18 protein-coding genes and 1 pseudogene are annotated in these 17,821 nt (G+C 70.0%); 5 read left to right on the plus strand and 14 right to left on the minus strand.

Annotated features, from left to right (window positions below; translation table 11 throughout):
• On the minus strand, positions 1 to 3,008 hold a 3,008-nt coding region (locus LR393_RS10010), incomplete at its 3' end, for a sensor histidine kinase (protein WP_231483307.1).
• 47 nt (positions 3,009 to 3,055) lie between these two features.
• Here LR393_RS10010 and LR393_RS10015 point away from each other — a divergent pair.
• The 3 genes from LR393_RS10015 (at position 3,056) to LR393_RS10025 (ending at position 5,367) form a co-directional block, all read left to right on the plus strand.
• Positions 3,056 to 4,033: an NAD(P)H-quinone oxidoreductase gene (locus tag LR393_RS10015; RefSeq protein WP_231483308.1), complete on the plus strand. Its 978-nt coding sequence runs from the start codon at positions 3,056 to 3,058 to the stop codon at positions 4,031 to 4,033.
• A 287-nt stretch (positions 4,034 to 4,320) separates the two neighbouring features.
• Positions 4,321 to 4,869, plus strand: coding sequence for a bacterial proteasome activator family protein (locus tag LR393_RS10020; RefSeq protein ID WP_269326990.1), 549 nt, complete (start codon positions 4,321 to 4,323; stop codon positions 4,867 to 4,869).
• 42 nt (positions 4,870 to 4,911) lie between these two features.
• A complete protein-coding gene (locus LR393_RS10025; protein WP_231483309.1) occupies positions 4,912 to 5,367 on the plus strand; it encodes a hypothetical protein in 456 nt (151 codons plus the stop codon).
• On the opposite strand, the gene LR393_RS10030 is transcribed toward LR393_RS10025, so the two are convergent.
• Entirely contained in the window at positions 5,364 to 6,074 is a 711-nt protein-coding gene (locus LR393_RS10030) for a ferredoxin (RefSeq protein WP_231483310.1), read from the minus strand. The genes LR393_RS10025 and LR393_RS10030 overlap by 4 nt on opposite strands.
• 10 nt (positions 6,075 to 6,084) lie before the next feature.
• Entirely contained in the window at positions 6,085 to 6,915 is an 831-nt protein-coding gene (locus LR393_RS10035) for an HAD family hydrolase (protein WP_231483311.1), read from the minus strand.
• A 99-nt stretch (positions 6,916 to 7,014) separates the two neighbouring features.
• Between LR393_RS10035 and LR393_RS10040 the strand changes: the two genes are divergently transcribed.
• Complete coding sequence (locus LR393_RS10040; RefSeq protein ID WP_231483312.1) at positions 7,015 to 7,443, plus strand: hypothetical protein; 429 nt, start codon at positions 7,015 to 7,017, stop codon at positions 7,441 to 7,443.
• A 193-nt stretch (positions 7,444 to 7,636) separates the two neighbouring features.
• Here LR393_RS10040 and LR393_RS10045 read toward each other — a convergent pair whose 3' ends face one another.
• The 5 genes from LR393_RS10045 to LR393_RS10065 all read right to left on the minus strand — a co-directional run bounded on the left by LR393_RS10045 (position 7,637) and on the right by LR393_RS10065 (position 13,250).
• On the minus strand, positions 7,637 to 8,359 hold the full coding sequence (locus LR393_RS10045; protein WP_231483313.1) for a response regulator transcription factor: 723 nt from the start codon (positions 8,357 to 8,359) through the stop codon (positions 7,637 to 7,639).
• Between the two features lie 768 nt (positions 8,360 to 9,127).
• Positions 9,128 to 9,454, minus strand: a complete 327-nt coding sequence (locus tag LR393_RS10050) for a DUF779 domain-containing protein (protein WP_345718706.1) — start codon at positions 9,452 to 9,454, stop codon at positions 9,128 to 9,130.
• A 251-nt stretch (positions 9,455 to 9,705) separates the two neighbouring features.
• Complete coding sequence (adh, locus tag LR393_RS10055; RefSeq protein WP_269326991.1) at positions 9,706 to 11,229, minus strand: aldehyde dehydrogenase; 1,524 nt, start codon at positions 11,227 to 11,229, stop codon at positions 9,706 to 9,708.
• A 119-nt stretch (positions 11,230 to 11,348) separates the two neighbouring features.
• The gene (locus tag LR393_RS10060; RefSeq protein WP_231483319.1) at positions 11,349 to 12,584 is read right to left on the minus strand and encodes a GAF domain-containing protein; all 1,236 of its coding nucleotides are present in this window, start codon (positions 12,582 to 12,584) and stop codon (positions 11,349 to 11,351) included.
• A gap of 78 nt (positions 12,585 to 12,662) precedes the next feature.
• Positions 12,663 to 13,250, minus strand: coding sequence for an ATP-dependent Clp protease proteolytic subunit (locus LR393_RS10065; protein ID WP_231483322.1), 588 nt, complete (start codon positions 13,248 to 13,250; stop codon positions 12,663 to 12,665).
• 139 nt (positions 13,251 to 13,389) lie between these two features.
• Between LR393_RS10065 and LR393_RS36965 the strand changes: the two are divergent.
• Positions 13,390 to 13,608 (plus strand): annotated as a pseudogene (locus LR393_RS36965) (helix-turn-helix domain-containing protein); the annotation flags it as partial.
• A 162-nt stretch (positions 13,609 to 13,770) separates the two neighbouring features.
• Here the strand turns inward: LR393_RS36965 and LR393_RS10075 are convergent.
• The 6 genes from LR393_RS10075 to LR393_RS10100 form a co-directional block, all read right to left on the minus strand.
• A complete protein-coding gene (locus tag LR393_RS10075; RefSeq protein ID WP_231483325.1) occupies positions 13,771 to 14,739 on the minus strand; it encodes a hypothetical protein in 969 nt (322 codons plus the stop codon).
• A 4-nt stretch (positions 14,740 to 14,743) separates the two neighbouring features.
• Positions 14,744 to 15,622 (minus strand): hypothetical protein, encoded by an 879-nt coding sequence (locus LR393_RS10080; protein ID WP_231483331.1) that lies wholly within the window; start codon positions 15,620 to 15,622, stop codon positions 14,744 to 14,746.
• Positions 15,623 to 15,654: 32 nt separating this feature from the next.
• The gene (locus LR393_RS10085; protein ID WP_231483338.1) at positions 15,655 to 16,089 is read right to left on the minus strand and encodes a PRC-barrel domain-containing protein; all 435 of its coding nucleotides are present in this window, start codon (positions 16,087 to 16,089) and stop codon (positions 15,655 to 15,657) included.
• On the minus strand, positions 16,086 to 16,742 hold the full coding sequence (locus LR393_RS10090; protein WP_231483340.1) for a PRC-barrel domain-containing protein: 657 nt from the start codon (positions 16,740 to 16,742) through the stop codon (positions 16,086 to 16,088). Before LR393_RS10090 ends, LR393_RS10085 begins: the two co-directional genes overlap by 4 nt.
• Positions 16,739 to 16,894 (minus strand): hypothetical protein, encoded by a 156-nt coding sequence (locus tag LR393_RS10095; protein WP_231483341.1) that lies wholly within the window; start codon positions 16,892 to 16,894, stop codon positions 16,739 to 16,741. The genes LR393_RS10090 and LR393_RS10095 overlap by 4 nt, the downstream gene beginning before the upstream one ends.
• 84 nt (positions 16,895 to 16,978) lie before the next feature.
• Positions 16,979 to 17,782 carry an SDR family oxidoreductase gene (locus LR393_RS10100; RefSeq protein WP_231483343.1) on the minus strand — a complete coding sequence of 268 codons (804 nt, stop codon included), beginning with the start codon at positions 17,780 to 17,782 and terminating at the stop codon, positions 16,979 to 16,981.
• Between the last annotated feature and the right edge of the window lie 39 nt (positions 17,783 to 17,821).

Consider the following 17,821-nt stretch of genomic DNA (forward strand, 5'->3'; position numbering starts at 1 on the left):
AGCGAACCAGTCCCGAGCGAACCAGTCCCGAGCGAACCAGTCCCGAGCGAACCGGCCCCGAGCGCCCCTTCTGCATGCGTACCGGCTGCATGCGTACCGGCTGCATGCGTACCGGCTGCATGCGTACCGGCTGCATTCGAGTCAGTTCCCTGAAGCCCGAATCCCTCCGAGCCGGTCGTCTGCCGCCCAGTTGTCTGCGGCCCGGTCTCCTGCAGTGAGGTTCCCCGGGCGGCACGGATTTCCTCGGCCTGGCGCTGGCGCCGCAGTTGGGCCCGCGTCGGGTACGGACGGGATTCCTGGGCCGCCGTCACCGGGTCCGGACGAGCCTCGCCCCGAGGCTCCAGTGCCCGGCCCGCCTCAATCGGCTCCGGCGCGACCGACTTGGAAGAGCCCGGTCCGGAAGCGAATGACCCGCCCTGAACCGTTGGCGTCCAAACCTGCTCCGGCTGAACCGGCTCGACCCGAGCCTCCTGGGCCCAGGCCGCTTCCGTCGGCTCCGGCACACCCGGACCCGATGTGGCCGACCCACCCGGAGCCGCACCACTCTGAGCCTGCTCGGTCCAGACCGGATCGGACAGAACCGATTCGCCTCGCGGTTCCGGGACCCAGGCCCCCTCGGCCGGCTCCGACGCAGTTGGTCCGGAAGAGCTCGGACCGCTCTGAACCGGTGCGGCCCAGCTCTGCTCCGGCTGGACCGACCCGGTCTGCGACCCTGTGTCCCAGGCTGCTCCTATCAGTTCGGGCGCAACCGGTTCGGGTGCGACCCGTCGACCTCGGCCCGGTTTCTGCTGCACCGGTTCCTGCTGAATTGGCTCGGTCCGGGGCTCCTGGGCCCAGGCTGCCTCCGCCGACTCCGGCGAGAGCGGTGCCGACGTGAGGGGGGCCGTCCAGACCGGCGCGGGCGGTCCGGACGTGAGCGGATCAGCCCAGACCGGCTCCGACAGAACCGGCTGGTCCTGAAATCCCTTGTCCTGAAGTGCTCCCACGGCCTCCGCCGCAGATGGTCCGGACGCGACCGGATCAGCCCAGACTGGCTCCGACAGAACCGGCTCGTTCTGGAATGCCTCGTCCCAGAATGCTCCCACCGGTTCCGGCGCGACCGGTCCAGATGCGGCGCTCCGGCCCTGAACGGGTTCCTGCTGAGCCGGGTCGTCGTGAGCCGTCTCGTACTGGACCGGCTCGACCAGGACCGGCTCGACCAGGATCGACTCGACCGGAATCGGCTCGCTCCGGTTCGGCCCCTGCTGGTTCGGCCCGAGTTGGTTGGCTTCCGGCTGGGCCGGATCCTGCTGGGCCGAATCCGAATAGGTTTGGTTCTGCTGGATTGCTTCGCCCACAGGCAGTCCCGGACCTTCTACCACCGGGACGGAGGCCGTGATCGGGTCGAAGAAGGTTTTCGATTCTCCGTCCCGGTGTCCCCGGCGCCGCGGCTCCGGAACTGGTGGCATCTCGAAAGTCTCTGCCCTGACTGGGTACTCGATCGGGGCATTGGCACCGAACGGTTCGTCCAGCGACAGCGGGCCGGCCAAGGTCACCGGCTCAGGCAGTTCTTGCACCGGGATCTCCGGACGGGTCTCGCGGTCGTCCTCCAGCGACGCCCGGTCGGCATATCCCTGCCGCCCTATGTAATCGGGCAGGTCGGTGTGGTCATCGTAGAACGAGTATTCGTCCTGGTCGGGCACCACCACCGAAGGGAGAGGGGCCTCGTCCGTAATTTTGATCTGTGAAACCGTGCCCGGCACAAAGGTGCCCTCGGGCAGCCCGACCGTGATGAGCACGCCACCGCCGACGGCCTGGGCCAACTGCACCGTGCAGGGCACCTGCCGGGCGAGCCGGCCGGCCACGAAGAGTCCTAGACCGAGCGAGCCGATCTCGGCGGTCGAAATACTGGGATCGCTCAGGCTGCGGTTGGCCGTCTCCAGATCGGCGGCGGAGAAGCCGGGGCCGGAGTCTTCGATCAGCACCCGCACCAGGTCGGCGCCGGGCTGGGCCTCCGCCTGGACCCGCACCTGCACGCCACCGGCCGGGAACGCATAGCCCGTGGCATTATCGAGCAGCTCCGAGAACAGGTGCACGAGGGGCAGAGCGAGGTGGGGGCGCACGCCGTGGTCCACCTCCGCCGACACAGTGACGCGGGAGCCGTTCTCGATCTCACTCACCGTCACGGCGAGCACCTCGGAAAGCGTGGTGGCACCGGGAATCCGGCGGTCCGGATCCTCGCCGGCCATGACCATGAGAGACTCGCCGTTGCGGCGCAACCGCATGGCCAGCTGTTCCAGCCGCGAAATGGCAGCCACCCGGTCCGGATCATTGCCGGCATCGCTGACGGCCAGCTGGTCGAGACCGGCCAGCTGACGGGCAACCAGCGTCTGGTTCCGGCGCGCCACCTCGACCAGCAGTCTGGTGGGCGGACCGGATGTGGCGGTCGCGGAGGAGTTCTCCGGGGCGGGCTCGGGCCTGAGGTCGGCCGAGGGGTCGGGCCTGGCCGGCAGCTCGGAGCGGGGATCCCACCCGGTGGCGAGGGCAGGTTCGCCGAAGGGCTGGGTGAAGGGTCCGGTGGAAGATTCCGGCAGCGCCGGGTCGGGCAGGGGGTCGTAGCCGAAGACGGTCGCCGGCGCATCGGGCTCCGGCGTCGTGGCCAGGGGCTCGGCCGGGGGCATGACCGTTCTCGGCAGCCTGGACTCGAAGTACGGCACCTCCACCGGCGCCGGACCACGGGTCAGCCCGGGCCCGAGGGTCAGGGTGAGGAGCGTCAGCACCAGGCAGAGGCCGAGGATCGCGAGGAGGACAGTGCGCGCGGTGCCGTCGTTCGCCATGGCCACGCCCAGGGCACAGACCACGTCGAGTACGAGGACCGGCAGCGCGAGTAGTCCGAGCAGCCGTCGTTCACCGGTGTGGGGCACCGTGAGAGTTTCGGCGCGGGCGGGCCGGTGATTAAGTCGCAGCGCAATCGCCATTCGATCACGCACCGCGGTGGGACGATCACCCGCCACGCGCAGAACGCTCATGCTCAGCTCCACGATCCGGAGCACCTGCGGCCGTATCGTCCTACTTCATGAAGGCCGTGGTCATCACCGAGTTCGGCGAGCCCGACGTGCTCCGCGTCCAGGACGTCCCCGATCCCACCGTGCGGGCGGGCGAAGTGCTCATCGATGTCGCCGCCGCCGGCGTGAACCGGGCCGATCTTCTGCAGCGGGCCGGCCATTACCCGCCCCCGGAGGGTTCCCCGGAGTGGCCCGGCATGGAGGTCAGCGGAACGATCAGTGCGGTCGGGGCCGACGTCGACCACTGGACGCCCGGCGACCAGGTGTGCGCCCTGCTGACCGGCGGTGGCTACGCCGAGCGCGTGGTGGTGCCGCAGGGGCAGGTCCTGCCGGTTCCGAAAGACGTCGACCTGATCGACGCGGCCGCGCTGCCCGAGGTCACGGCCACGGTGTGGAGCAACGTCTTCATGGCGGCGGGCCTGCGGCCGGGCGAGGTGCTGCTCATCCACGGCGGCAGCAGCGGCATCGGCACCATGGCGATCCAGCTGGCCACGCAGATCGGCGCGAAGGTGGCGGTGACCTGCGGCACGCAGGAGAAGCTCGATCGCTGCCGGGATCTGGGCGCGGAGATCCTCATCAACTACCGCGAGCAGGACTTCGTCGAGGCCGTGGCCGAAGCGACGGGTGGCCACGGCGCCAACGTCGTGCTCGACAACATGGGCGCCTCCTACCTGTCACGCAACCTGCGATCCCTGGCCTACGGTGGCCGCATCGTCGTGATCGGCATGCAGGGCGGGGCGAAGACTGAGCTCAACTTGAACCACCTGATGTCCCGCCGGGCCGCCCTGATCGCCACCACGCTGCGCGCGCGGCCGGCCGACGAAAAGGAAGCGATCATGGCGAGCGTCGGTCAGCACGTGTGGCCCCTGCTCAGTTCGGGTGTGGTGAAGCCGGTGATCCACACCCGGCTGCCGATGACCGAGGCAGCGCAGGCGCACCGGATCATGGCGGGCTCGCAGCACGTCGGGAAGATCCTGCTGACCACCTGACAGCGAGTGGTTGCCATAGCGAACTGCGACCACGGGACAATCCTCACCCCTCACTTTCCGTAGCTAAAGTTGAAGGCTGAACAGTTTCTCTGTGCAGCTATGACCGAGCTCACTTAACAGCGAGTTAGGGCTCTTCATCGGCCGAGCGGACGATCCGGACCAGAACCGAGCGGTGGAGATCCGGCCCGTCGGAGGCCGAACGCCTCGCGCGGGACCCTCCGGCAGGGCACGATGGAGGAATGACCAGCCAGCCGCACCCGTCTGCCGATACAGGGGACGTAACCGACATGTCCGACTCGGACCTGGACGAATCGGCCGGTTTTCCGGACGAGCGGGTCGTCGTGGTCACGGCGGAGGGCATGGCGGTCACCGGGCCGAGCAACCGCGAGACCAACCCTGCGAACCAGATCGAGCAACCCGCCAAGGTCATGCGGATCGGCAGCATGATCAAGCAGTTGCTGGAGGAGGTGCGCAGCGCTCCCCTCGACGAGGCCGGCCGCGCGCGCCTCGCCGGCATCCACGAGCGGTCGCTGAAGGAGCTGGAAGACGGCCTGGCCCCCGAGCTCGTCGAGGAGCTCCGCTCGATCGTTCTGCCGTTCGACAGCAGCACCACCCCGACCGATGCCGAGCTCCGCATCGCCCAGGCCCAGCTCGTCGGCTGGCTGGAGGGGCTGTTCCACGGCATCCAGACCGTGCTCTTCGCCCAGCAGATGGCGGCCCGTACGCAGCTCGAGCAGATGCGCCGGGCCCTGCCGGGCGGCCCCGGCCAGGTGGCACCCGAGGGCCTGCCGGGCGCTCAGCAGGCCGGCCCCGGCGGCACCGGTCAGTACCTGTAGACGATCAGGGTCGGCCGGCAGACAGGGAACGAAGGAATCGCCGTGAGGATGCTCGACTGGATCCGGACGCCGGTCATCGGCACGGCCCCCCTCGGTCACGGTGTGTGGCGCCGCGTGCACGATCGGTTCGCACGAGGTGTGCGTCGGTACCGGGCGGTCATCGACGTCGTGCCTTCGCGCCCGGTCCGCATGGAACTCGCCGAGATCGGTGAAGACCTCGACGAGATCCTCGAACTCGTACGGGAGGCCTGTGAGCACGCCCAGGCGGCCGCGCCCAGTGAGGGTCCCGACGTCCCGGTCGGCCCCGGCGACGTCTATCTCGACGTGCACCGCCGCCTCGCCCGCGCCGCCACGCTGTGCGGCCGGGCATCGGAGTCGGCGATGATGACGCGCGTCGCGGTGCGCATGAAAGACGCGGACGGGGTGCGCGACCACATCGACGCCGCGCGCCGCACGGTGAAGCAGGTGCGCGAGATGGTCGAGGGCGCGGTTATCTAGCGCTTGCTCTGGTTCCGGGCCTCACGCCGGGAGCGGGGCTGGGCCGGTGGCCGCTCCTGGGCGTCGTAACCGTCGAAGAACGGGTGGTACACCTCTTCGGCGTCCGGTTCCGAGATCAGCGAGGGCTGACCGTAGGCCGGGGTGGCGTGCCGGGCCATACCGGTCGGCGGGGTGCGGCGCGGCACCGCGTTCGGGCCGGTGACAGCCCGGATGGCCCCGGTGATCGGGTCTTCCACCGGGAACGGCCGGGACGGTGCGGGCTGGACCGGCTGAACGGGCCGGGACGGCTGAACGGGCCGGGTCGGCTGGACCGGCTGCGGCTGAGCTCGCTGGACGGGTTGCGGCCGGGCGCGCTGCACCGGCTGGGTAGCCGGGACGGTACGGATCGGCTGGGAGGGCTGGGTCGGCTGGATCGGTGCGGGCGCCCGGACCGGATCCGTCCTCGGGAAGCCGGCGATGGCTCCCGTGATCGGGTCAGCCGCCCGCGGCGTGCTGGAGACTTCCTGCTCCTCCAGAACCAGCGCGAGCGTGGGGCAGGCCGCGACCGCCCGCTTGGCGTTCGACTGCACGCCCCGGGTCACGGCCCGGTCGGCCAGGATCGGGTAACCCCACTCGTCCAGCGTGATCAGCTCAGGAACGAGCTCGGCGCACAGGCCGTGGCCCTTGCAGGCCGGCCAGTCCACGCTGAGCCGTCGTTCCGCTGCCATACCGGGAAATCTACCTGCCGACCTTGTGGTCCAGGCCGGTCAGCAGGGCCTCGATCACCTGAGCGACCCCGTCCTGATCACACGGCGGTGCCTGGCGTGACGCAGCGGCAATCGCGTCGGGGTGCCCCCCGGCCATGGCGTATCCGGTTCCGGCCCAGGTCAGCATGGGAATGTCGTTGGGCATGTCGCCGAACGCGATCACCTCGTCGGCCTGCACCCCCAGTTCACCGGCGAGCCAGGCCAGGGCCGTTGCCTTGGTCACTCCGGGGGCCGAGATCTCGAGCATGTGGGCGAGGGGGTCGGAGTGCACCACCTCGGCCAGGTCGCCGAGGGCGCTCCGGGCCAGCACCAGCAGCTCGTCGGAGTCCAGCTCGCCGTAGTGCTCGGCCGCCTGCTTGCACAGCACCTTCACCACGGTCGGGGAATCGAGCAGCAACTGGTCCAGCGGAGCCGCCCGGGCCTCCTGGGCCGCCGGGTGCACAGCCACGTAGCCGGGCTCACGGCGGTAGCCGTTCAGGGTCTCCAGGGCGAACGCCGCACTTGGGATCGCCTCCCGCAGACGCCGGGTCACCTGCACGACCGTGGGCAGGGTCAGGGCCCGGCTGCTGACCACGGTGCCGGTGGCCAGGTTCAGCACCACCGCGCCGTTACCGCACAGGGCCAGGCCCTGGTGGCCGGTCATTTCGACGATCGGCTCCATCCAGCGCGGCGGCCGGCCGGTCACGAACACCACGTGCACACCCAGCCGCTCACAGGCGGTCAGCGCGGCCAGGGTCCGTGACGAGATCCGGCCGTCCTTACGCACGATCGTGCCGTCGAGATCGCACGCAACCATTCGCATGCGCACATCCTGCCTTGCCCGGCCGGGTGCGCGAACGTCGAGGCGGGGCCACATCGTCCGATGGCTGGATCCGGGGACCCATGGCCTACCGTTCTGGCCATGAACGGCGTGGACGGCGTGACTGGCCCGGAAGACCCCGACGGTTTCGAGGGCTCGGAGATCCTGGAAGGCATGGAAGCCCTGGAGGCTCTCGAAGGCCTGATGGGTCTGGAGAAGGAACGCGAGGTGACCGTCTGGGCCGAGGGCACGCTCACGGTCACGGCCACCCTGGAAGAGGGCTCGCTGGTGATCCTGGGGGAGGACACCGACGCGGCCGGCCTCTTCGGGGAAGACGTGTCGCAGTACGAATACGGCATCACCGTGGCGCCGAGCGACGTGCCCGCCGTACTCGACGCGCTGGACGTGGCCGAGGGCGTCGACGTGCTCGACGCGCTGGTGCTGCGCGGGGAGGACCTGGTGAAGATCGGCGAGGCGGGCTGGCTCGAAAGCATTGGCGTGCAGGCCGAGTTCTGGTCACGCATCAGCTGAGACCCTTGCGGTCAAGGGGAAGCGCCGGGCGGGCACGACATCCTTCGCCACGCCGCCCGGCGCCGAGGCCACCGGCACCGGGCCGGATCCGCAGGGCCCGGTCCTCGCCTCGCCGGACACCCCCGCGGCGTCCCGGCCGGTACCCAAGCTAGGCGCCGACCGATCGGCCGGCACGCCCCACCTTCCGGGGACATCAGTCGTCCCGGAAACCCTCACCGTCGTGCAGCAGACCGTCCTCCACCGCGCGCCGGTGCAGGGCGATCTTCGTCCGGGCCTCACGTCCGGCGTGGGCGTACTTCTCGCGCACCCGGGTGAGGTAGGTCTTGGCCGTTTCAACCGAGATGTCCAGCTGCCGGGCAACGGTTTTCAGCGGTAGACCGGAGGCGTAGAGCACCAGCGCACGGCGTTCCTGCGGGCTCAGGGCGGGACCGGGCTCACCGCGCTCGTCGGCCACGAGCATCGCCGCCAGGGCCGGGGTCACATGCCCCTCACCTCGTGCGGCCGCCCGCACCGCATGGGCCATCTCGTCAGCGTTCTCGCTCTTCGGCACGTATCCCAGGGCCCCGGCCGAGACGCACTCACGCACCCGGCGGGGGTCGGAGAAGGTGCTGACCACCACCACGGCCACACCCGCCGCCGACAGCTCGACGATCTTGGCGCTGGCCGGCACGTCGTCGCCCAGGTCGATGTCGAGCAGCACCACGTCCACCGGGAACCGGGGATGCCGCACCAGTTCCCGGAACTCGGTGACGGCGATGACCACGTCCAGGTCGTCGGCCCGCGTGGTCAGCCAGGTGGTGAGCCCGTCCAGCATCAGCCGGTGGTCGTCCACGATGGCGACGCGGGTGCGCCGCACCGGGTGCTGCCGTGGGATCGGCGGGAGACCGGCGAGTTCCAGCCGGTCCCGGTGCTTCACGTGGAGCTCTCCGCGGCCTGCCGCCTGGCCTTCTCTCAGCCGTCCCACCTGATCGCGCTCGTCCACCCCGCCCTCACACCCTCCCGTTAATCCCGGCCCGTCCTGCCGAGCTGACCGGTGACCTGAGCCCATCATGCCGAGTGGGACGCATGGTTCCGGCCGGCCAGATCGGGAGAGTCTGTGCACGACCGGCCGGTTCAACGCTGCGTGGGGATACCGGATCGGGAGCGCCCGGACAGATGGGGTCAGATGGCCGACGTGCTCACCCAGCGGTGAACGCCGCTACGCATCTGCCGACGGGAGAGGCCCCCGAACATGCGATGGAGTCACTGTTGGCCGCCACGCCTGAGGCGACGACGCCCCGTCCCGGTAGTGTTCCCCTGATCGTCGTCATCGCTGTCGTGCTCGGCCGTGGCCCGAACCGGCCGTCTACCTGCTGGTCATCACCGGTCAGGAGATGTCCGTGGCCGACGTTCCCCCGGTGACCCCCACTCGATCGCCAGGGACCGGGCCGCGAACCGGCTCGTCATCGTGCTGCGCGGCGACTTCGACCTGCCCACGGCCAAGACCTACGCCAGTGAGCTGAGTGCGGCCTTCCGGGAGAACAAGCCGGGCTGGAAGGCCATCTGCGACATGAGCCGGCTGGGCGCCACCACGGTTACACCACCACCAAGCCGGAGGCCGTGGCCATCCTGGCCGAACAGCACTGACAGAGCCCCAATTGAGGACGACCACGGCAGCTGCCGTGGTCGTCCTCAATTGGGGGTTTCAGTTCAGAGCCGACAGCTCGACGTCGGTGAGCAGACGCGAGCGGATCAGGAAGCGCACACCGTGCGGAGCCTCCAACGAGAATCCCGCCCCGCGGCCGGGAACCACGTCGATGGTGAGATGGGTGTGCTTCCAGTACTCGAACTGGTGACGGGACATCCAGACCGGGATCTTCTCCGCGTCGAGGGGAAGCTCCGCCAGCAGTACGTCGCTGTCGCCGGTGATGAAATCGCCCAGTGGGTAACACATCGGGGAACTGCCGTCGCAGCAGCCGCCGGACTGGTGGAACATCAGCGGGCCGTGCTGCTCGCGCAGGGTGTGCAGCATCTGGACCGCGGCCGGGGTGAAGGCCACCCGAGTGTGCGGGTCGTCTTTTCCCCCATCGGCCAGTTCGGCCTCTACCGAGGCACTTTCAGTCATGTCCGCCACCTCCTTGAGCCAGTGTCACCCCGGAACCGGCTGCCGACCATCCCACGTGGACATGGCCGGCAGCCGTTCCGCCCCGGGCGCGGGTCCGCAGTCCCGCGCCCCAGCACCCCGGTCCGGCCCAGCCCGGTCCGGGGTGCGCGTCTCGTCGATCAGAAGAAGCCCTGCTTGTCCGGCGAGTAGCTGACCAGCATGTTCTTCGTCTGCTGGTAGTGGTCGAGCATCATCTTGTGGTTCTCGCGGCCGATGCCCGAGCCCTTGTAGCCACCGAACGCCGCGGCGGCCGGATAGGCGTGGTAGTTGTTCGTCCACACCCGGCCCGCCTGGATGCCGCGCCCGAATCGGTAGGCGGTGTTGATGTCTCGCGACCAGACACCGGCGCCGAGGCCGTACAGCGTGTCGTTGGCGATCTTCAGCGCCTCGTCCTGGCTGTCGAACTTCGTCACCGAGACCACCGGCCCGAAGATCTCCTCCTGGAAGATCCGCATCGAGTTGTCGCCGGTGAAGATCGTCGGCGTCACGTAGTAGCCCCCGGACAGCTCACCGCCCAGATCGGCCCGCGTGCCCCCGGTGACCAGCGTGGCGCCCTCGGCCTTGCCGATCTCGAAGTAGGACAGGATCTTCTCGAGCTGGTCGTTACTGGCCTGGGCCCCGATCATGGTTTCGGTGTCCAGCGGGTTGCCGGCCACGATCGCCTGGGTGCGCTCGGTGGCGTCGGCCAGGAACGAGTCGTAGATGCTCGACTGGATCAGCCCGCGCGAGGGGCAGGTGCAGACCTCGCCGGAGTTCAGCGCGAACATGGTGAAGCCCTCGAGCGCCTTGTCGTAGAAGGCGTCGTTCTGGGCGGCGACGTCCTCGAAGAAGATGTTCGGGCTCTTGCCGCCCAGCTCCAGGGTCACCGGGATGATGTTCTGGCTGGCGTACTGCATGATCAGCCGGCCGGTCGTGGTCTCCCCGGTGAAGGCGATCTTGCTGATCCGGGAGCTGGAGGCCAGCGGCTTGCCGGCCTCCACGCCGAACCCGTTGACGATGTTGAGCACGCCGTCCGGCAGCAGGTCACCGACCAGGTCGATCCAGTGCATGATCGACGCCGGGGTCTGTTCGGCCGGCTTGAGTACCACCGCGTTTCCGGCGGCCAGCGCGGGCGCGAGCTTCCAGACGGCCATGAGCAGCGGGAAGTTCCACGGGATGATCTGCCCGACCACGCCCAGCGGCTCGTGGAAGTGGTAGGCCACGGTGTCTTCGTCGAGCTGGCTGATCGAGCCTTCCTGGGACCGGATCGCACCGGCGAAGTAGCGGAAGTGGTCGATGGCCAGCGGCAGGTCGGCGGCCAGCGACTCCCGGATCGGCTTTCCGTTGTCCCAGGTCTCGGCGACGGCGAGCGCCTCGAGGTTCTGTTCCATCCGGTCGGCGATCTTGTTCAGGATGTTCGCGCGCTCGGCGGCCGAGGTGCGGCCCCAGGCCGGAGCGGCGGCGTGTGCGGCGTCGAGGGCGAGCTCGATGTCCTCGGCGGTTCCGCGGGCGATCTCGCAGAAGATCTTTCCGTTGACGGGGCTGGGGTTCTCGAAGTACTGACCCTTGACCGGGGCGACGCGGCGGCCACCGATCCAGTTGTCGTAGCGCGAGGCGTAAGTGGTGGGGCTGCCCGGCTGGCCGGGCGCTGCGATGACAGCCATGGATACCTCCGTCACTTCTTCGGGCCGTCGTTGGACCGAAGCTGGGGCCGACGCTAGGTGGCGGGAGGTTGCAGCAACGTTGCGGACTGACGTTGTCTTCGGGCTTCCGGGAACGGGCCCTAGCTCAATCGGCCGAGTCGGGCCCGGGCGAGCACCAGGCGGGGGGATCCGGCCGGCAGGATCCGGACCAGGGTCTGCCAGGCCGCGGCGTCGTCGCTGCCCTCGGGCAGGTGCACCCAGCGTTCCAGTACCGCGGCGCTGCCCGAGGCGAGCACGGCCTCTCGCACCTCGCAGACAAATTCGTCGGTCATGGAACGGATTCCGGGGGCGTCCGAGCCAGGGAGGGGGCTGCCGGTGAACTGTTGCAGGGCCTGCTGCACCCGGCCTTCGGCGAGGGCCTCGCGCACCTGGGCGATATCGGTCTGGATCGGCAGGTTCAGCCGGTAGGGGCGGGACGAGAGCAGGGACGGGCCGAGAACCCTTCGCAACCGGTTGATCTCGGCCCGCACGGTGATCAGGTGCTCACCCTCGTCGTGCAGGGCGACGTCGATGGCCTGGGCGGAGAGGCCGTGGGGAGCGCTGGCCAGCAGCCAGACCAGCTCGGTGTGGCGTCGGGAGAGGTCGACGCTGCGGCCGTCGAACTCGAGCGTGCCGGCCTCGGCGCCCAGCAGTCTCAGGGTGGCGGCGGGTTTTCGGGGCGCCGGCATAACGGCGACCGGGGTGGTACGCAGTTGCAGCCCGGCCTCCACCGCGGCGGCGCAGGCCCGCACCAGGGCCAGGGTGCGAGGTCCGGCGACGTCCGGGCCGCCGGTCAGGTCGATGACGCCGAGCAGGTCACCGGTCAGCGGGTGGTGCACCGGCGCGGCCACACAACTCCACGACTGCACGCCCAGACCGAAGTGCTCGCCCGCGCTGATCTGTACCGGGCGCCCGAGGGCCAGCGCGGTGCCGGGGGCGTTGGTGCCCGCGGCCCGTTCGCTCCACAGTGATCCCTCGACGAACTGCATGTTCTCGGCCCGGCTGCGCAGGCGGTGGTGACCTTCCACCCACAGCAGCCGGCCGAGGGCATCACCCACGGCCACGATGTGACCGGCCTCGTCCGCGTCCTCGGTGAGCAGCCGCCGGATCAGCGGCATCATCGCGGCGAGCGGATGGTTGGCGCGGTAGTCGGCGAGCTCGTTCTCGGGCATGTCGACAGGCGCGGCCTCGGTCTGCGGATCGACACCGAGGGCGAGCGAACGACGCCAGCTGTCGGCGACGACCGGCCGGATCAGGTCCGGCAGCGGTGAGGTGGGGGCGGCGAGGAAGTTCTCGTGGACCGCCGCCAGCGCTCCGATCCGCTTCATCGAGGACATGTCGCCGATAGTAAGTGAGCTATCTCACCAGCGCATCAGCCTGGTCAGGACATTTTCCCGTAGCGCGCCGACCGGTGCTCAGGTCTCTTGGGTCCGGGGGATCTCGGCCCGGGTGAGCACCCGGTCGACGAGGCCGTAGTCGGCCGCCTCGGAGGCCGTGAACCAGCGGTCGCGGTCGGCGTCGGCCTCGATCCGCTCCAGCGGCTGGCCGGAGTGCTCGGCGGTGAGCCGGGCGAGCTGCTGCTTCATCTTGATCATCTGCTCGGCCTGAATCCGGATGTCGGTGGCCGAACCCCCGACGCCTCCGTGCGGCTGATGCATCATCACCCGGGAGTGCGGCAGGGCGAACCGCTTGCCCTTGGCCCCCGACGTGAGCAGGAACTGCCCCATCGACGCGGCCATCCCCATCACCGTGGTGGAGACGTCGCAGCTGATGAACTGCATGGTGTCGTAGATGGCCATGCCGGCGTCGACGGATCCGCCGGGAGAGTTGATGTAGAGCGAGATGTCGCGATCGGGGTCCTGGGCCGCGAGCAGCAGCAGGGACGAGCAGATCTGGTTGGCGTTCTCGTCGCGCACCTCGGATCCGAGCAGGACGATCCGCTCGCTGAGCAGGCGGGTGAGTACCTGGGCGGTGCCGGGCACGGTGGCGGTTTCATCGGTCATGCCATCACCGTCGGCCCATCCGGTGCCCGGCTTCCAGCGATTCGGCCGCGGGGAGATCTGCTGCGGGCAGACGGGCCGGAACTCAATCCGGGAGCCGTTGCGCCGTAGGCTTGGGGGCAACCGCCTGAGGAGGGGTGCCATGCTGTTGCGAGGCCTGATCGGGACCGTTCTGCGCCGGATCCGGCTCGGCCAGGAGCGCACCCTGCGCGACGTCGCCGAGGCCGCCCGGGTGTCCGTGCCCTACCTGTCCGAGGTGGAACGCGGCCGCAAGGAGGCCTCGTCCGAGTTGCTCGCGTCGATCTGCGGGGCGCTGGGCCTGGACCTGATGGATCTGCTGGCCGAGGTCCGGTTCGAGCTGGAGACCGAGCGTCTCGCCGAGCTGGCGTCGCAGCCGCGCGCCATCGGGTTCTCCGCGCTCTCCCAGACCGAGCTGGCCCCGCGTCCTTCGTTGTCGGGGTCGGGTGGGGCAGTTCTGCATTCGGTCTCGATGGTGGCTGCCTGACATATTGAAGACGCGTGGTCACGGTGTGGCGGCGCGGTCCAGATCGTCGAACTGTCGCCGTAGCTGGTGGTACCAGGCCCGGCGGCGGGGGTTCTCGCCGTCGACCGGGGGCAGGCCCAGGGCCAGGATGGGATCGGTCACCGCGTAGGTGGCACGGTAGGCCAGCAGGCTGGTCGCCACGTCCATCCAGGCCCGGGTGTCCTGGGCCGCGGGCATCGGGCCGAGCACCGACGTGAACCAGCTGGGCAGCAGGGCCCCGCCGCCCACGGCGTCGGCGATCCGCACGCGTAACCGGTTCTGCAACGCCGACCAGGCCTGTTCCCCCTCGGTCACCACGTCGGCCACCGCCACCTGGTTCTCCTCGTCGGCGGCGAGCAGCTCGGCGGCCTCCAGCGCCGGGGCGGCCAGGTCACGCATGCGGGTGCGGGTCTCGGTCATCCCCGTCACCGCGATCTCGAACTCCTCCGCGGCCGCGACGTGCTGCGGCGCCTCGCGGTGGGAGTCGGCCAGCACCTCCGAGGTCGCGAGCACCACGTCGCGGTGATGAGCGTGCTGCCGCAGGGCCGCGGCGTGGGCGGCGACGGCGGCCTCCAGTGAGGAACGGCCGGCCGCTTGCAGCAGCCCGGCCTTGGCCAGGTGACCCTCCTCGGCGATCAGGGCCAGTTCCAGCTCGCGCCGGTCCAGGGCGTCCAGCTCGACCTCGGGAACCTCGGCCTGCAGGCGGATGTTGCGCTCCAGCCATTCCACCCGGGCGTTCAGCCGTTTCACCAGCGCAGCCAGGTCTTGCGCCGCGAGTTGTGCCTCCAGCGAGCGCCTTTCGACCCGCTGCAGGGTGCTGTTCACCTCGTCCAGCGACGAGGTGAGGGTGCCGAGGCGGTGGGGCAGGCCGGAGATCGCCTCACCCAGGTCTTCGACGTCGTGGCGCAGCTGCACCACCGCGTGATGGAGCTCGGTGTCGGGTGCGGAGCGGGGCTTGATCACGGCCATGATGTCAGCGAAACCTCCTGGGCAGGGCCCCGATCCGGACCGGTGTCTGCTGGGCGTGCCAGATTCCCGCGGCCATGGCGACCATGCCGAGGAACACGACGAACGCCGGTAGGTGGGCCGCCGCGCAGAACGCCGTCAGCAGGGCTCCGGCCGCGACCACCACCGCGCCGGGCCGCAATGTCTGGTGCCGGTCGCCCGGCGGGTGCACGGGCATCCGCAGCAGCAGCCAGGCCGCTCCGGCGCCGGCGATGCCGGGTAGTACCCACCAGCGCGGCAACTCGGTCACCAGGGGGCCGGCCAGCAGCGACAGGGCGACGGCCGCGACCACCAGGCCCGACCAGCGCACGATCAGCAGGCTCTGGCGGCGGGGCCCGGCGTCGAGCAGCAACGGCAGGCGGCGCTCGTAGCTGATCAGCTCGCGGGTGGCCTCGATGACGGCATCCGTCGCGTCCTGGAGGCTGGGTCTGGGGTCGGGGGTTTCTTCTCCGGCCCGGTCGTGCAGCAGCCGGGGGCCGCTGTCCCCGCTCACGCCGTGCCGGGGGCGGCGGTGGTGGCGGGAGCCGCCTTCCAGCAGGTCACCGGACTCGGCGTGGCGCAGATCGTCGTCCTGCGCGGGGTTGTCCTCGTACGCGCCGTCGCCGTCCGGCCAGTCGTCCTCGTCCCCCACGCCCGCCTCGACGAGGCGGGCGTCGGTGAGGTCGATGCCGTCGGTGAGGTCGATCTCGTGGACCTCGTCGGCCGGGTCCTCGGCGTCCGGTTCCAGCTGCTCTTCCTGCGGGTCCGGCCCGACCCGCACGCCCTGGCTGATCGCGCGCAGATCGGCGAGCCGATCGTGGATGCGCGCCTGCAGGACCGCGACCTGCTCCTCCGGGTCAACCCCCATGACACCGACGGTAGCCACCGCGAAGCGCAAAGTCAGCCAGTGACCACCACGGCGTACTGACCGATTCCAAGAAGTCGTCCACCGTCGACGAAGCTGTCCTTGAGCATCAGGCTCGTCACCCGGCCGTCGGCCGGGTCGAACTCGATGTCTTTCACCTTGCCCAGCGGATGACCGTGCTCGGTCAGCACCCGCCGCTTCAGCACGTCGAGCTTCTTGCCCGAGCGGGTTTTCAGCTCTTCCGGCGGCTCGGCCAGACGCTCCGCCGAGTTCACGGTGAGCGCGTCGGGGCCCAGGCCGGCCAGTGCGCCCCACAGCAGCACGCTGCCCGGACCCGCGCTCTTGCGGATCCGGAAACCCACCACCGTGCGCGAGACCGGATCGATGATCGGGGCCTCGACCCGGCCCACCGTGGTGGCGGTGGAGGTGTCCATCACCGGGTTTCCCGAGATGTCGCTGAACCTGATCACTGCGGCGGCTCCCCGGTGGTCTGTGCTTCGGTACGTCCCTCGACCGGCCCCTCAGCCGGTGCTTCGGCCGGTACTTCGGCCGGGCGGACGGCGTGCGGGCCCAGGCGGGCCCGGAACTCCTCCACCGCCGCACCGAAGCCGGCCAGGTCGTCCCGGATGAAGTCGATGGCGGTGTCGGGCAGGATCAGCGCCTCGCCCGAGACCGAGAGCGCGTCGGGCAGCGGTACGAACTGCCGGCGCGGCGCTGTCTTGTCGCTCGGCTGGATCTCGTAACCGACCGCGTCCGTGCTCTTCTCGTTGACCGAAAGCACCACGTCGGTGACCGTGCCGAGGCTGCGGCCGCCCTGCGTGAGCACGACCGAGCCGAGCACGACGCCGCCTGCTCCCTCCAGTTCGCCGTCGAAGGCGCGCTGGTCGGCGAGGTGGCTCTCGTCCACGATCATCACCGCGGCCGGGCCCAGACCGTGCACGTTGGCCCAGGGCAGCGTCTTCTTCAACGGCCCGGCGAACATGCCCCGGCCGTTCAGGGTGAAGCCCGCCAGCTCACCGGACAGCGACGAGTAGACAACGTCTTTGATCTGAGCGATGTCGTCACCGGCCAGCGTGACCACGGGTCGCTTCACCAGGTCGGCGGCGCGCAGCAATACGCTCACGACCGGCCTCCCGGCGGGTTCCCGGGCCGGGTGCCGCGCGAACGCTGCGCCAGCACGCTTCCCTTACGCCTTCTGGCTTGGATGCCGTAGAAGACCGCCGTCAGCAGCACCAGCACCCCCAGAACCAGCACGAGCCACTGCCATACGTCCACGGCGAACTCCTATCTCACCGGCGCAAACACGCCATGGACCCATGCTGGCGTGATCCGTTCGTCCCGGCATCCCGAAGAGCCGGCTCAGCTGTTGATCCCGCCGTCGGAACAGAGCAGCTGCCCGTTGATCCACTCACCGCCGGGCGAGCAGAGGAACGAGACCAGCGAGGCCGTGTCCCCGGGCTGCCCGAGGCGCCCCGCCGGCGTCTTGGCCGTCAGGTCGTGCCGCAGCTCGTGGCTCATCCAGCCGGTGTCGATCGGCCCCGGATTGATCACGTTCGCGGTGAGCCGCAGGTGAGCCAGCTCGCGAGCCGCGGCCAGCACGATGCGGTCCAGCGCACCTTTACTCGCCCCGTAAGGCAGGTTGAACGTGGTGTGATCGCTCGTCAGGGCAATGATGCGGGCGCTGCCGTCGGGCCGTTCCATCCGCTGGGCGAATTCGCGCACCAGCAGCCACGACGACCGGGTGTTCACCGCGAAGTGCCGGTCGAAGCTCTCCACGCTCGTGCTCAGCAGATCGGAGTCCACCGATTCGGCATGGCACATCATCAGGACCGTGACCGGGCCCATCCGCTCGTTCACGGCATCGAAGACGTCTCCCGGAGTGCCGGGCAGGCTGAGGTCCGCCTCCACCGCCAGCGTGCGCGCCCCCGCCGCCCGCAGTTTCTCCCCGAGACGCTCGACGTCCGCGGTTTGCCTTCCCCAGGGCATCCGCTCGTCGTAGGGCGACCAGTGGGTGGTCGCCACGTCGAAGCCGTCCGTGGCCAGCCGCACCGCGATGCCCGCCGCGATCCCGGCGAGCCGTCCCGCCCCGGTGACCAGGGCAACCGGCCGCTCGTGCGCGTCGCCGGACCCTGCGTCCCCGGGCGTTCCCTCGTCCTCCGTCACGAAACCACCTCCACCACGATCCTGTCCGTGGTCGCGGGA

The sequence above is a fragment of the Kineosporia mesophila genome (assembly GCF_021129235.1).
GTDB lineage: Bacteria > Actinomycetota > Actinomycetes > Actinomycetales > Kineosporiaceae > Kineosporia > Kineosporia mesophila.

Excerpts from the sequence above, each read along its gene's own strand:
- LR393_RS10015 (WP_231483308.1), top strand. The coding sequence starts at position 3,056 with ATGAAGGCCGTGGTCATCACCGAGTTCGGCGAGCCCGACGTGCTCCGC.
- LR393_RS10020 (WP_269326990.1), top strand. The coding sequence starts at position 4,321 with ATGTCCGACTCGGACCTGGACGAATCGGCCGGTTTTCCGGACGAGCGG.
- LR393_RS10030 (WP_231483310.1), bottom strand. The coding sequence starts at position 6,074 with ATGGCAGCGGAACGACGGCTCAGCGTGGACTGGCCGGCCTGCAAGGGC.
- LR393_RS10035 (WP_231483311.1), bottom strand. The coding sequence starts at position 6,915 with ATGCGAATGGTTGCGTGCGATCTCGACGGCACGATCGTGCGTAAGGAC.
- LR393_RS10040 (WP_231483312.1), top strand. The coding sequence starts at position 7,015 with ATGAACGGCGTGGACGGCGTGACTGGCCCGGAAGACCCCGACGGTTTC.
- LR393_RS10050 (WP_345718706.1), bottom strand. The coding sequence starts at position 9,454 with ATGCTGCACACCCTGCGCGAGCAGCACGGCCCGCTGATGTTCCACCAG.
- adh (WP_269326991.1), bottom strand. The coding sequence starts at position 11,229 with ATGGCTGTCATCGCAGCGCCCGGCCAGCCGGGCAGCCCCACCACTTAC.
- LR393_RS10060 (WP_231483319.1), bottom strand. The coding sequence starts at position 12,584 with ATGTCCTCGATGAAGCGGATCGGAGCGCTGGCGGCGGTCCACGAGAAC.
- LR393_RS10065 (WP_231483322.1), bottom strand. The coding sequence starts at position 13,250 with ATGACCGATGAAACCGCCACCGTGCCCGGCACCGCCCAGGTACTCACC.
- LR393_RS10075 (WP_231483325.1), bottom strand. The coding sequence starts at position 14,739 with ATGGCCGTGATCAAGCCCCGCTCCGCACCCGACACCGAGCTCCATCAC.
- LR393_RS10080 (WP_231483331.1), bottom strand. The coding sequence starts at position 15,622 with ATGGGGGTTGACCCGGAGGAGCAGGTCGCGGTCCTGCAGGCGCGCATC.